Here is a 14,021-nt window from a genome sequence, read left to right on the forward strand (position 1 = left end):
GCATGGATGCACCATCACGATATGCGGGAGAATGCCGTGGCCAGCCTGGACGACTACCGCGTCTTCGTCGCGATCGTGGAGCAGGGCAACCTCACCGCGGCGGCGCGCCACCTGCACCGCTCGCTGCAGGCGGTGAGCCGTTCGCTGCAGGCGCTGGAACAGGGGCTCGGCGTGGAGCTGATCCAGCGCACCACGCGCCGCGCGCAGCCCACCGCGGCGGGGCTGGCCTTCCACGCGCGGATCAAGTCGGCGCTGGCGGACATCGACCTGGCCCGCTCCGAACTCGCCGAGCACGGCGCGCGCATCGACGGCACGCTGCGCATCGGCGGCTCCACCCAGTTCAGCGCGCCGTACCTGGTGCCGCTGGTGGCGGCCTTCATGGAGCGCTATCCCGACGTGGCCGTGGAGCTGGTGGTGGCGGACCACCACGCCGACCTGCAGCGCGAGAAGCTGGACGCCGCGGTGCGCCTGGGCGAGCTGGCGCCCAGCCGGCTGCACGCGCGCCAGCTGGGCATGCTGCGCGTGCTCACCGTCGGCGCGCCCGGCTACTTCGCGCGGCACGGCCGCCCGCGCGTGCCGGCCGACCTGCGCCGGCATGCCTGCATTGTGCGCCGGCCGGCCCAGGATGCGCAGCGCTGGCATTACCGCCGCGGCAACCGGCGGCAGACGGTGGACGTGCGCGGCCGCTTCAGCGCGGACAACGCCGCCACCTGCAATGCCGCGGCGGCGGCCGGCCTGGGCATCGCCACCGCCGCGTCGTGGCAGGTGCGCGCGCTGCTCGACCAGGGGCGGCTGGAAACCGTGCTGGACGACTGGCAACTGCCCGGCCTGCCGGTGCATGTCGTGTGGCCGGCGGGCAGGCGGCCGCCCGCGCGCACGCGCGCCTTCATCGACTTCGCGGCGGCGCGCTGGCCGGTGGAGCCGCCGGGTTGAGGAGGCGCCATTCCACGGCAGGCGGCAATCCCTTGCCTGCCATGCGCCGTGCCGCCACCATCGCGGTCCGACACGACGGGCGGTGCACATGCGCGGGACGGATATTTCCGTGGCGACGGGCGATGCGGGTTCGCGCAACCCCGGCATCGACCTGCTGCGCGGCCTGGCCATCGTGCTGGTGGTGTTCAACCACCTCGGCCTGCGCATCCCGCTGGCGAAGACCGCGCTGGCCGCGGTGCTGCCGGGATGGCTGCTGAACCGGCTGAACTGGAACGGCTACGAGGCCGTGTACGTGTTCTTCGTGGTCTCCGGCTTCCTGATCGCGGGCAACGCGCTGCGCCGCTGGGGCAGCCTGGCGGCGATCGATGCGCGGGTGTTCTACGCGCGGCGCTTCGCGCGCATCGTGCCGTGCCTGCTGGCCTTGCTCGCGGTGCTGAGCGTGCTGCACCTGCTCGGCGTGGCGGACTACGTGATCCACCGACCCGGCCAGTCGTTGCCGCGCGCGCTGGTGGCGGCGCTGGGCCTGCACCTGAACTGGTACGAGGGGCGCACCGGCTACCTGCCGGGCAACTGGGACGTGCTGTGGTCGCTGTCGATCGAGGAGGCGTTCTACCTGGGCTTCCCGCTGGCCTGCCTGCTGCTGCGCCGTCGTGCGCTGCTGGTGCCGCCGCTGCTCGTGCTGGCGCTGTCGCTGCCGTGGGCGCGGGCGGCGCTGCACGGCAACGAGATCTGGCTGGAGAAGGCCTACCTCCCCGGCATGGCGGCGATCGCCACCGGCGTGTTCGGCGCACTGCTGGCCGCTGCCTGGCGGCCGCCGCGGCGCACCGCCGTGCTGCTGGGCTGGCTCGGCACGACGGGGCTGGGCGCGGTGCTGTTGGACGGCGGCGCGCTGTGGCACTGGCTGCGCGACGGCTACATGCTGGTGCTCACGGGGTCGGCGCTGTGCCTGCTGCTGTCCTGCCACTGGCGGCGCCCCGGCGGGCTGCTGCGCGGCTGGGGCTGGCTGCGCTCGTGGGGGCGGCTCAGCTACGAGATCTATCTCAGCCACATGTTCGTGGTGTTCGCGGTGGTGCGTGCGTATCGTGCCTGGGGCGGGGACCCGGCGCGTGGCTGGTTGTGGTACCTGCCGGCGCTGGCGCTGTGCTGGCTGCTGGGTGCCACGGTCGAGCGCGGCCTGTCCGCGCCGTGCGAACGCTGGCTGCGCGCGCGCTGGGTGCGGCCCGCCGCGAACGTCAACGCGGCCTGCCCGGCGCCCTGACCGTCCCTGCACGCCGCCTTGCGCACGCTGCCGGCGGGTTCCCCGGGAGCGCACCATGCCGCTGACAGCCTTCGGCCTCAATTGCACGCTCAAGCGCGGCGCCGAGCCGTCGTCCACCCAGAAGCTGCTCGACCAGGTATTGCAGGCATTGGGCGGGTACGGCGTCGGCTCGTCCAGCGAGCGTGCGGTGAACTGCAACATCCTGCCCGGCGTGCGCACCGACGAAGGAGAGGACGACGACTGGCCGCGCCTGCGCCGGCGCATCCAGGAAGCCGACATCCTGGTGCTGGCCACACCGATCTGGCTGGGCCAGCCCTGCAGCGTGTGCAAGCGCGTGCTGGAACGGCTGGACGCGGTGTTCGGCGAGATCGACGGGCACGGCCGCTACCCGACCTTCGGCCGCGTCGCGCTGGTCGCGGTGGTCGGCAACGAGGACGGCGCCCACCACGTCACCGCCGAGCTGTACCAGGCGCTGGCCGACGTCGGCTTCACCATTCCCGCGGCCGGCTCCAGCTACTGGGTCGGCGAGGCGATGCAGAAGACGAACTACATCGACCTGGACGAGACGCCGGAGGCGCTGGCGGGCGCGATCCGGACCCAGGCCTGCAACGCGGCGCACCTGGCGGAACTGCTGCGGGCGAAGCCGTATCCCGGGACGCGCTAGGGAGGGCGGCGGCAATCCCGCCGCGGGCGCCGCGATCAGCCGCCGCCCAGCCCGAAGTTCCAGCCGGCCTGCAGGGCGAGCATCAACACGGCGATGACCGACACGCCCGCGCGTGCCGGACGTCGCAAGTCGGGCGAGCGGGCGTACAGGGCGAGGCCGATGGCGATCGTGCCCGCCTCGAGCAGGAAGTCCGCCCACGGCGTCGCATAGAGGTGCAGGCCGGCCACCGGGCCGTGGCGCCACAGCGGCAGCCGGCTGGTGAAGTAGTCGGCGGCGACGTGCGACAGCACCAGCAGGCCGGTGCCCAGCGCCAGGCGGGCGCGACGGAAAATCAGCATCGCGGCCGCCGCGAGGACGACGGCCGCCGCGAACGCGCCGGGCAGGGTGTGCGTGTCCGGGCCGATCCCGAGTGACGGCGCCATCCCGCCCAGCACGTCGTGCAGGTCCGGCTCGATCGAGGCGAACAGCAGCCATGCCATGGGCAGCGGCCGCAGCCAGCGGCGCGAGCCGAGGGCGATGGCGTAGTGGCCCATGTACATCAGCGCGGCCCGCGCGTGAGGCGGCGGTGGATCGCGCAGATCGCGGCGCCGGGCAGGAGAAAGCCCAGCAGCATCAGTACGTCGAAATCCGGCATCGGTCTTCCCCAGGATGACAGTGCGAGACTTTCGCCATTCTGAGGAGGCGGCCGGCGCGAATCCACCGACGGCGACACGGTGCCCCTGCCCGGTTCCGGCGGGGTTTCCAGGCAGGACCGGGCGGAAAGGGTTACCGGCGGTGGCGGTTGATGGTGTCGCGCAACTCCAGCGCGGCCCGGCGCGCGGCCTGGGCGAAGTCCTCGCCGCCGCCGGCGTAGAGGATGGCGCGCGAGGAACTGATCATCAGGCCGCCGCCGTCGGCGGTGAGGCCGTGGCGCAGCACGGCCTCCACGTCGCCGCCCTGGGCGCCGATGCCGGGCACCAGCAGCGGCATGTCGCCCACGCGGGCACGCACCTGGCCCAGTTCCTCCGGCCAGGTCGCGCCGGTGACCAGGGCGCAGTTGCCGTGCGCGTTCCAGTCGCGCGCGATGGTCTCGGCCACGCGCAGGTAGAGCGGGGCGCCGCCGCAATCCAGCGCCTGGAAGTCGGCGCCGCCGGGGTTGGAGGTGCGGCAGAGCAGGATCGCGCCCTTGTCGGCGCGGTCGAGGAAGGGCTGGATCGAGTCGCGGCCGAGGTAGGGGTTCAGCGTCACCGCGTCGGCGCGGTAGCGGTCGAAGGCTTCCGCGGCGTAATGTTGCGCGGTGGAACCGATGTCGCCGCGCTTGGCGTCCAGGATCACCGGCACGCCGGGGTGCTTGTCGTGGATGTGCGCGATCAGGCGCTCCAGGGTTTCTTCCGCGCGCAGCGCGGCGAAGTGCGCGATCTGCGGCTTGAACGCGCAGACGAGGTCGGCGGTGGCGTCGACGATGGCGGTGCAGAATTCGAACACCGCATCGGGACGTGTGCGCAGGTGGGCCGGGAATTTCGCCGGCTCCGGATCGAGGCCCACGCAGACCAGCGTGCCATGCCCGCTCCAGCGCCGCTGCAGGGTGTCGTGGAAGCGCATGGCATGGGTCTCCGGCAAAAAGGGGGCGTGTAGTCTAGCGAAGCAGGCCCGGCCACGGCGCCGCCGCCGGTGTGCGGCCGCCTGGAGCACGCCGGCCTGCGCGACATTCCCGATGCGGGCGCCCGGCGGAGCAGGTTCCGTCCGCGTCGCCGCGGTCCGTGCGGAGCGCCATCGGCAGACATCCGGCCGGTTTTTCTGCGCTGCAGCGTGACATGGCGCCGCTTCGGCGTACTAATCTGCGCCGGGGACTTAGATCGATCCAAATCGGGCGGTGATTCCGGGTTGCGACGCGATGCGGAGAACCGGGGCCCGGTGGGATCGAGGGACAGGGTGGGGAGGGAGCTCGGGACGCGCGCATCGAGGCGCCGCCTGATGCCGCCGCTTTCCGCCGCACAGGTCGAGAGAAGTGGGAGCCGCCGCATGGAACCAGAAGCCATCCGCATTGCCGTGACCGGTCCGCGTGCCGCATGCGTGCCCGTGCGCGGGGAAGTGCGGCGGCGGGGCGTGGATGTCCGCCGCACGGGCGGTTCCTGCGGCCATCCCGCAGGCCGCACCGGTATCGGGCGGACGGCGGGACGCGCACGGCGCGGCGTCGACCGGCGCCAAGGACGCCAGCAGCGGTAGCCCGCGCGGAATCCGGGACAACCGGCGCGGGCGAATCCGGGTGCCCGTTTGTCGCCAAAAATTTAGATCGATTCAGTTTGAAGGAGGGGAACGACCGCACCATGCAGCCAGCAGCACGCGATCCATCGAGGGGAACACCGCGCGAACTCCATTCACCCCACGCAGGGCCATGTCGCCCGGCGAAAGGGCAGGAGAACCGCGGACAGCCGTCTTCCGGCCTTGCCGGCGCGAATGGAGTTGCCTCCGAGTCCGCCGGCAGGACGCACACCAAATGGGGATCACTGAAAATGACGCACCTTCCACACGTCCTTACCCGCAAGCCGTTGTACGCCGCGCTCGCCATGGCCACCCTGTCGTTCGCCGGCCTGGGCATGACCGGAACCGCCTCCGCCGCGCAGCCGGCCGCACCCACCGCCGCCGCGACCCCGCCGCCGCAGCAGGCGACCGACAGCACCAAGACGAAGAAGGCGGGCAAGAAGCAGGCGGATGCGACCGACACCACCAACCTGCAGACCGTCATCGTCAGCGGCTATCGCCAGTCGATCGACCAGAACCTCCAGGACAAGCGCGATTCCAACTCGATCGTCGAGGTGATCAACGCGCAGAACATCGCGCAGTTCCCCGCCAAGAACATCGCCGACGCGCTGGCGCACGTGCCGGGCGTGGTCATCACCCGCGAATCCGGCGAAGGCAAGACGGTCAGCATCCGCGGCCTTGCGCCCGAGCTGACGCTGACCGAACTGAACGGCAACTACGTGGCCTCGGCCGATACCTCGGCCGGCCTGACGCGCTCGTTCAACTACTCGATGATGCCGGCCAACATGTTTTCCGACATCAAGCTCTACAAGAGCCTCGAGGCGCGCCTGGACGAAGGCGGCATCGGCGGCAACGTGGACCTGCGCACGCGCCGCCCGCTGGAGATGAAGGCGAACGACGGCTTCGTGTCCGTCACCGGCGCGGGTTCCGACAACAGCAGCCGGATCACCCCGCAGGCCTCGGCGCTGTGGTCGTGGAAGAACAAGGACGAGACCTTCGGCGTCCTGATCGCGGGCACGTACCAGAAGCGCCGGGACATCGACTACACGGCCAATGCGTCGAGCTGGCACTGGTGGGCCAACAACTGCTCCGACCATGCAACGTGCGCCCAGCCGCCCACGGACGTGCATGGCCACCCGTACGACTCCGCCGTGGCCTCCAACATCGACCTGTGGGGCAACGGCGAGGTCGACCAGTCCGGCAGACAGTATTCGGGCTACTGGATGCCGCAGCAGTTCTCCACCAGCCGGAACCAGCTGGACCTGAAGACCAAGGGCGTCCAGGCCACCATGCAGTTCAAGCCCAGCGACCACTTCCTGCTGACGGGCAACTACTTCCGCTTCCAGCGGCAGCAGAGCCAGATCACCAATACGCTGGAGGTTCCCGAGTGGGGCCTGCCCAGCAACAACAATTTTGACGACCAGCAGGGCCGGCTGCTCGCGCCCAACGGCCTGACCTTCGATCCGTCGGGCACCGTCGTCACCGGCGCGAACTACGTGCTCCCGCCCGCGGGGCAGGGCTGCAACTCGACGACGAACCCCAGCACCGGCGCGCAGCGGCAGCCGGTGGACGTCTGCTCCACCGAGATCCCGTGGCTCAACGGCAACTACTCCGTCGAGAAGGCCACCTCGCAGACCCTCAACCTCGAGGGCGAGTGGGACGGCGGTGGCGACCTCAGCGGCACGTTCAACGTGGGCCGTACCTGGGCGACGGGCGGTCCGTCGATCGAGCTGGGCATGGCCGCCAAGCCGCGCAACTTCGTCAACGGCCAGTGGGTGGACGGCAGCAACGGGGCCGCTTGGACGCTGAACGGCAAGCCGACCATCACTGCCTCGCCGCAGGTGCTGCAGAACATGCTGGCCGGCGAAGGCCAGGTGGACCTCGGCTCGACCGGCTCCAACATGGTCAACACCGACACTTCGCAGAATTTCGCCCAGGCGGACTTCACCTGGGCCTTCGACAACGGCTGGCTGCAGTCGCTGCAGTTCGGCGTGAAGTACCGCGACAGCCACGCCTCGCAGGTGAACAACGAAGTGCGCTGGTACTGCAAGGGCACCACGTTGCAGTTCCAGACCTGCGATCCGAACGCCGGCCAGCTGCCCGCGGGCTTCCTCGAGCCGACCATGCTCAACGGCCACACCGAGGCGTACAACGACAACGTCTTCCCCGCGATCAACTTCCCCGCCTACTACAACTACCTCAACTCGACCTATGACCGGGTGATCTACAACCACCCCGACAGCAAGTCCTCGATCCAGGAGAAGATCTCCGCCGCCTACGTGCAGGCGAACTTCGACACCGGCACGCTGCGCGGCAACGTGGGCCTGCGCTTCGTCAGCACGAAGCAGGACATCACCGTCGCCGACGAGATCACCACCAACAACGCGGTGTACTACCACGACGCCAACGGCAACATCCTGATCTGCCCGGCCAGCGGCGTGAACGCCGGCGGCGGCCCCTGCGCACCGGGCGACTTCCAGTACCTGCCGCGCGAGCAGTCGGTGATCCAGACCTTCAGCAACGCCACCACCAGCAAGCGGTACAACAAGCTGCTGCCCAGCTTCAACGTCGCGTGGACCATCGCGGACAATTTCGTGCTGCGCGCCGCCGGGTCGCAGGCGATGGCCCGCGCCAACTACACCGACCTGGCCCAGCTGGGCAGCCTCACCAACAACACCCAGGCGTACTACAACGACCGCAAGCAGTTCGGCGCCCCCCCGCCGGGCTGGTACGGCAGCGGCGCCAACGTGGACCTGAAGCCGTTCACCGCCACCCAGTTCGACCTGGCGGGCGAGTGGTACTACGCCCCCGAGTCGGTCCTCGGCCTGGACCTGTTCCAGAAGAAGGTGAAGAACTTCGTCGTTCCGGTCACCGTCAACAACATCAACGTGGACGTGGGCGGCACCCAGGAAAACTTCCTGCAGTACAGCACCAACGCCAACGGCCGCTCGGGCACCTCCAAGGGCATCGAGCTCTACACGCAGCACACCTACGAGATGGGCTTCGGCTACATCGCCAACTACACGCTCAACAAGACCAACGAGACGCCCGTCTCGCTCGGCGACACCCAGGTGGGCAAGTCGGAGCTGATCGGCAGCGCGAAGTACGCGGCGAACGTGTCGCTGTTCTACGAGAAGCACGGCCTGCTGCTGCGCGTCACCAACAACTGGACCGGCCGCACCATGCAGGGCCTGGCCGCGGGCCTGCCGGTCTACACGCGGCCGTACCACCAGCTCGACCTGAACGGCGACTACGAGTTCAACAAGCACCTGATGGTGAACGCGTCGATCATCAACCTGACGCGCTCCATGCCCCGCTCGTACCTGGGCGGCGACACCACGGCGCGCCTGAACCAGCTCGAGTATGCCGGGCGCCAGTACTACATGGGCATCACGTACAAGTTCGGCACCGACGACTGAGCAACGACAGGCGGGCCGGATCCCGCCTGCTCATGGGCACCGCTCCTACTCTCCCCGGGATGCGGGCGAAGGGCCATGGATGGCCCTGCTTTTTTTTCGCTCCCGAAGCCTTGCGTGCGCCGGGCAGGGGAGAAACGCCGCCGGCGTGACGGATGACGCCTCTTCATTCACGTACACACCGGAAAGGACCATGCTTCCATTTCCCGCACGCTCTTGCCGCCGCGCTCCATCGATCCGCGGACACGTCGCGCTGGCCCTCGCGCTGGCGGCCCTCGCGCCTGGGGTCCATGCCCGGGACGGCGCCGCCGCGCACGCCGCGACGCAGGCCGTCGACGAGGCCAACCCGCTGGTCGGCACCGCGCCGCTGGACCGGCAGGCGCTGATCGGCAACGCGCCGCCGCCGGGCGAGCCGCTGTATTCCGGCATGACGTCGCCGGGCGCGAGCCTGCCGCACAGCTCGACCGAGGCGACCCCGGTCAATCTCAATGTCGACCTCAGCTATCCCGCGGGTGTCGGCATGTCCTACTACTACACCAACCCCACCATGATTGGCTTCACCGGCGGCGGCTCGACCTATGGCGGCCAGGCGTCGCCGATGATCATGCCGGTCGTCGGCGACTGGACCGTGCCGCCCGACTATGCGCAGTCGTACTACGACAAGACGAGCGAGAAGGCCTCGCCGGGCTATTACGCGGTTGACCTCGCCACCTTCCATACCCGGGTCGAGCTGACCGCCACGCAGCGGACCAGCCTGATGCGCTTCACCTTCCCGGCGAGCCATCGTTCGAACGTGGTCGTCAACCTGCGCCGCCTTGGCGGCGAGGTGGACGTGGTCGGCGACCACACCATCCGCGGCGTCAGCGCGGGCCGGCGCCCGGAACGCGACTCGGACGGCCCCTGGTTCGTCGCCGAATTTTCGCGGCCGTTCGCGGGGTTCGGCACCTTCCGCGCGGACCATGAGCACGAGGGCTACGGCATCGGCGACGCCGACGTGCAGCAGAACCGGCGGACCGTGTCCGGCAGTTATGCGGGCGCCTACGTCACCTTCGACACCAAGGCCGGCGAGCAGGTGCTGGTGCGGATCGCCCACGGACACAGCGCCGCCGAGGCGGAAGCGCGGCTGCGCGCCGAGGACCCGGACGGCGACTTCGAGCGCGTGCACGCCCAGGCGCGCGCGGCCTGGGCCAAGCTGTTCGACCGCGTCCAGGTGACCGGCGGCACGCCGAAGCAGCGCATGCTGTTCTACTCGACGCTGTACCACGCCTTCGCCAGCCCGCGGCTGCTGGCGCGCAAGGGCGAACGCTTCACCGGCGCGGACGGCAAGGTCCACGTCGCCAGTTACGACCGCTACGGCCCGGTGCCGTTCTGGGACACCGGCCGCAACCAGATCACCCTGCTGATGCTGCTGGAGCCGAAGGTGGTGCAGGACATCATGCGCTCCGAGCTCGACATGGCGCGCGAGCGCGGCTACATGAACACCTCGTTCCACGGCGACCACGCCGCGTTGATGTACGACGGCGCGTGGCAGCGCGGCATCCCGTTCGACTACGCCGCCGCGTACGAGTACCTGCGCAGGAACGCGACCGACCCCGCGGGCCCGCGCCCGTACCTGGCCGAGTACGAGAAGAACGGCTGGATCGCCGACGTCGTGCCGCCGGGCAATCCCAGCCCGCCCTACGCTGGCGGCAAGGCCGGCGTCGCCACCACGCTGGAATACGCCTGGGACGACCACGCGCTGGCCGACATCGCGCGCCGCCTCGGCAAGGCCGACGACGCGAAGATGTTCCTGCGCCGCGCCGCGAACTACCGCAACGTGTTCGACAAGTCGACCGGCTTCATGCGCGGCAAGACCGCGGACGGCCAGTGGATCGCGCCGTTCGACCCGGGCGAGCCGTACTACAACTTCATGATGAAGGAGGCCTCGGGCTGGTCCACGCTGTGGCTGGTGCCGCACGACGTGCAGGGCCTGATCGACCTGCTCGGCGGGCGCGACGCGTTCAACGCCAAGCTCGACGCGTTCTTCTCCACGCCGTACCACCCGAAGGGCATCTGTCGCGACTGCACCGGCCTGATCGGGCAGTACGTGCAGGGCAACCAGCCGGACCAGCAGGCGGCCTACCTGTACGCCTGGAGCGGCCAGCCGTGGAAGACCCAGGCGCTGGCGCGGCGCATCCTCGCCGAGATGTACGGCAGCGACGCCAGCGGCTACGGCTTCCCCGGCATGGACGACCAGGGCTCGACCTCGTCGTGGTACGTGCTGAGCGCGATGGGCTTCTACCCCGTCGATCCGTCCACGCCCGACTACATCCTGGGCAGCCCGATCTTCGACCAGGTCCGCCTGCGCCTGGGCAACGGCAAGGTGTTCGAGATCGTGGCGCGCGGCAACTCGGCCGCGAACAAGTACATCCAGTCCGCCACGCTCGACGGCAAACCGTGGAACCGGCCCTGGTTCAGCCAGGCGGACATCGCCGGCGGCGGCACCCTGGTGCTCACCATGGGGCCGACGCCGAACAAGGCCTGGGGCGCGGCCCCGGCCGATGCGCCGCCGTCGATGTCGGCGCAGGAGCACGGCCGTCCGTGACCAGCCACCGGTTTCCCTCCCGCCCGTTCTTCCACCTAAGGAGCCGCACCATGCGCCTACTGCCGCGCCTTTTCCTGATGTCCGGGCTTGCGCTCGCATCTGGCATGGCCAGCGCAGGCCCTCCGTCCGGCGCGCACGACCTGCGCGTGATGACCTTCAACGTGCGCTACAGCGAGGCGGACGACGGCATCAACGCCTGGCCGCACCGTCGCGACCTGATGGTCCAGGTCATCCGCACCGAGCACCCCGACATCCTGGGCACGCAGGAACTGCTCCTGCCACAGGCCGACTACCTGCAGCAGCACCTGCCCGGCTACACCTGGTTCGGCATGGGACGCAACGGCAACGAGATCGATAGGAACGACAACGAGCACATGGGCGTGTTCTACGACAAGATACGCCTGAAAGTGCTTGCGTCCGGCAACTTCTGGCTCTCGGATACGCCGGACAAGCCGGGCAGCATCGGCGCCGGCCAGGTGATGCCGCGCATGGTGACCTGGGCGAAGTTCCAGGACCGCCGCAGCGGCAGGCAGTTCTACTACTACGACACGCACTTCCCCTACCGGGACGGCAAGGCGGCCGAGGCGACCCGCGAACGGTGCGCCGCGCAGATCAGGGCACGCCTGGCCAGGCTGCCCGCGTCGCTACCGTTCGTGCTGACCGGCGACTTCAACACCACGCCCGGCAGCAAGGCGCACGCCGCGCTGACCCAGGTCCTGCATGACGCGCGGATCTCGGCACCCCGCCACGAAGGCCCGGAAGGCACCTTCCACGGCTTCACCGGCCATGCGACCCAGCGCATCGACTGGATCCTCTACCGCGGCGTGAAGGCCGACGACGTGCGCACGATCACCACGCACGACGGCAAGGTCTATCCGTCGGACCATTTCCCGGTGGTTGCCGACTTCAGCTGGTAGGTGACGCGTCGACTTGCAGGGGAGGAGGTGCATCGGAATTCCTCACCGCCGCGCCGCCACTCCCTCTCCCCTCCGGGGAGAGGGCTGGGGTGAGGGGCCAATCTTGCGAAGTCGCTTGATGGTGAGGCCGTCTTTTTGGAGATCGGGGCCAGCCGTGGCCCCTCACCTCAATCCTCTCCCCGGAGGGGAGAGGAGGCAAACGCAAAAAAGCCGGGCTCAAGCCAGCTTCTTGTACTTCACCCGGTGCGGCCTGGCCGCCTCGTCGCCCAGGCGGCGCTTCTTGTCCGCCTCGTACTCGTTGTAGTTGCCGGGGAAGAACTCTACGTGGGAGTCGCCCTCGAAGGCCAGGATATGGGTGGCGATGCGGTCGAGGAACCAGCGGTCATGCGAGATCACGATCGCGCAGCCGGGGAATTCCAGCAGCGCGTCTTCCAGCGCGCGCAGGGTTTCCACGTCGAGGTCGTTGGACGGTTCGTCGAGCAGCAGCACGTTGCCGCCCTGCAGCAGGGTCTTGGCCATGTGCAGGCGGCCGCGCTCGCCGCCGGACAGGTTGCCGACGATCTTCTGCTGGTCGGTGCCCTTGAAGTTGAAGCGGCCGATGTAGGCGCGCGACTGGATCTCGAAGTTGCCGATGGTGAGGATGTCCAGGCCGCCGGAGACTTCCTGCCACACGTTGTTCTTGTCGTCGAGCGCGCCGCGCGACTGGTCGACGTAGGCGAGCTGCACGGTGTGGCCCAGCTTCACCTCGCCGGAGTCGGGCTGCTCCTTGCCCATGATCATCTTCATCAGCGTGGATTTGCCCGCGCCGTTGGGACCGATCACGCCCACGATGGCGCCCGGCGGGATCTTGAACGACAGGTCGTCGATCAGCACGCGGTCGCCGAACGCCTTGCTGACGTTCTTGAACTCGATCACCTCCTGGCCCAGGCGCTCGCCCGGCGGGATGAAGATCTCGTTGGTCTCGTTGCGGCGCTGGTAGTCGACCGAGTTCAGCTCCTCGAAGCGCTTCAGGCGCGCCTTGCCCTTGGACTGGCGGCCCTTGGCGGCGGAGCGCACCCACTCCAGCTCCTTCTCGATCGCCTTCTGGCGCGACTTCTCCTGCTGCGCCTCCTGCTTCAGGCGCGCGTCCTTCTGCTCCAGCCACTCGGTGTAGTTGCCCTTCCACGGGATGCCGCGGCCGCGGTCGAGCTCGAGGATCCACTCGGCGGCGTTGTCGAGGAAGTAGCGGTCGTGGGTGACCGCCACCACGGTGCCGGGATAGTCGTGCAGGAACTGCTCCAGCCAGTCCACCGACTCGGCGTCGAGGTGGTTGGTGGGCTCGTCCAGCAGCAGCATGTCGGGCTTGGACAGCAGCAGGCGGCACAGCGCCACGCGGCGCTTCTCGCCGCCGGAGAGCGGGCCGATCTTCGCGTCCCACGGCGGCAGGCGCAGCGCGTCGGCGGCCACTTCCAGCTGGCGCTCCAGCGCGTGGGCGTCGTTGGCGGCGAGGATGTTCTCCAGCTTCTCCTGTTCCTTGGCCAGGGCGTCGAAGTCCGCGCCTTCCTCGGCGTAGGCGGCGTAGACCTCTTCCAGCCGCTTCTGCGCGTCGAGGATCACGGACACGCCTTCCTCCACCGCCTCGCGCACGGTCTTTTCGGGATCCAGTTCCGGCTCCTGCGCCAGGTAGCCGACCTTGATGCCCGGCTGCGGGCGGGCCTCGCCCTGGAAGTCGGTATCCACGCCGGCCATGATCTTCAGCACCGTGGACTTGCCCGCGCCGTTCAGGCCCAGCAGGCCGATCTTGGCGCCGGGGAAGAAGCTCAGCGAGATGTCCTTGATGATCTGGCGCTTCGGGGGAACGATCTTGCTGACCCCGTTCATGGTGTAGATGTATTGCATGCGTGCTCCCTAAAGGCGGTCCGCAAGCCGCGTCGACGCGGCCCGGCAGGAAAAGGGGGAAAGGCCGCCGATTATCGCCGATAGGCCCCGTTCCCGCCACGGCAGGCGCCCCGAAGCGCCCGGCGCCGCA

9 protein-coding genes are annotated in these 14,021 nt (G+C 69.4%); 6 read left to right on the plus strand and 3 right to left on the minus strand.

Going from position 1 to position 14,021, the window contains the following annotated elements; genetic code table 11:
- Window positions 1-36: 36 nt before the first annotated feature.
- The 3 genes from QMK61_RS05055 to QMK61_RS05065 all read left to right on the plus strand — a co-directional run bounded on the left by QMK61_RS05055 (window position 37) and on the right by QMK61_RS05065 (window position 2,855).
- Window positions 37-933, plus strand: coding sequence for a LysR family transcriptional regulator (locus tag QMK61_RS05055; protein WP_302070926.1), 897 nt, complete (start codon window positions 37-39; stop codon window positions 931-933).
- A gap of 109 nt (window positions 934-1,042) precedes the next feature.
- Entirely contained in the window at window positions 1,043-2,191 is a 1,149-nt protein-coding gene (locus QMK61_RS05060) for an acyltransferase (protein ID WP_302070927.1), read from the plus strand.
- A gap of 55 nt (window positions 2,192-2,246) precedes the next feature.
- The gene (locus QMK61_RS05065) at window positions 2,247-2,855 is read left to right on the plus strand and encodes an NAD(P)H-dependent oxidoreductase (protein ID WP_302070928.1); all 609 of its coding nucleotides are present in this window, start codon (window positions 2,247-2,249) and stop codon (window positions 2,853-2,855) included.
- Between the two features lie 35 nt (window positions 2,856-2,890).
- Here QMK61_RS05065 and QMK61_RS05070 read toward each other — a convergent pair whose 3' ends face one another.
- A complete protein-coding gene (locus QMK61_RS05070) occupies window positions 2,891-3,388 on the minus strand; it encodes a hypothetical protein (protein ID WP_302070929.1) in 498 nt (165 codons plus the stop codon).
- 232 nt (window positions 3,389-3,620) lie between these two features.
- The gene (pyrF, locus tag QMK61_RS05075) at window positions 3,621-4,436 is read right to left on the minus strand and encodes an orotidine-5'-phosphate decarboxylase (RefSeq protein WP_302070930.1); all 816 of its coding nucleotides are present in this window, start codon (window positions 4,434-4,436) and stop codon (window positions 3,621-3,623) included.
- 911 nt (window positions 4,437-5,347) lie between these two features.
- Here pyrF and QMK61_RS05080 point away from each other — a divergent pair.
- The 3 genes from QMK61_RS05080 (at window position 5,348) to QMK61_RS05090 (ending at window position 12,013) form a co-directional block, all read left to right on the plus strand.
- Entirely contained in the window at window positions 5,348-8,515 is a 3,168-nt protein-coding gene (locus QMK61_RS05080; RefSeq protein WP_302070931.1) for a TonB-dependent receptor, read from the plus strand.
- A gap of 190 nt (window positions 8,516-8,705) precedes the next feature.
- Window positions 8,706-11,096: a GH92 family glycosyl hydrolase gene (locus QMK61_RS05085; RefSeq protein ID WP_302070932.1), complete on the plus strand. Its 2,391-nt coding sequence runs from the start codon at window positions 8,706-8,708 to the stop codon at window positions 11,094-11,096.
- 104 nt (window positions 11,097-11,200) lie between these two features.
- On the plus strand, window positions 11,201-12,013 hold the full coding sequence (locus QMK61_RS05090) for an endonuclease/exonuclease/phosphatase family protein (RefSeq protein WP_302070933.1): 813 nt from the start codon (window positions 11,201-11,203) through the stop codon (window positions 12,011-12,013).
- A 216-nt stretch (window positions 12,014-12,229) separates the two neighbouring features.
- Here the strand turns inward: QMK61_RS05090 and ettA are convergent, their stop codons facing one another.
- The gene (gene ettA, locus QMK61_RS05095; RefSeq protein WP_302070934.1) at window positions 12,230-13,891 is read right to left on the minus strand and encodes an energy-dependent translational throttle protein EttA; all 1,662 of its coding nucleotides are present in this window, start codon (window positions 13,889-13,891) and stop codon (window positions 12,230-12,232) included.
- Window positions 13,892-14,021: the final 130 nt, after the last annotated feature.

Origin of the sequence: Fulvimonas sp. R45, assembly GCF_030504985.1 — a bacterium.
Taxonomy (GTDB): Bacteria; Pseudomonadota; Gammaproteobacteria; order Xanthomonadales; family Rhodanobacteraceae; genus Rhodanobacter_A.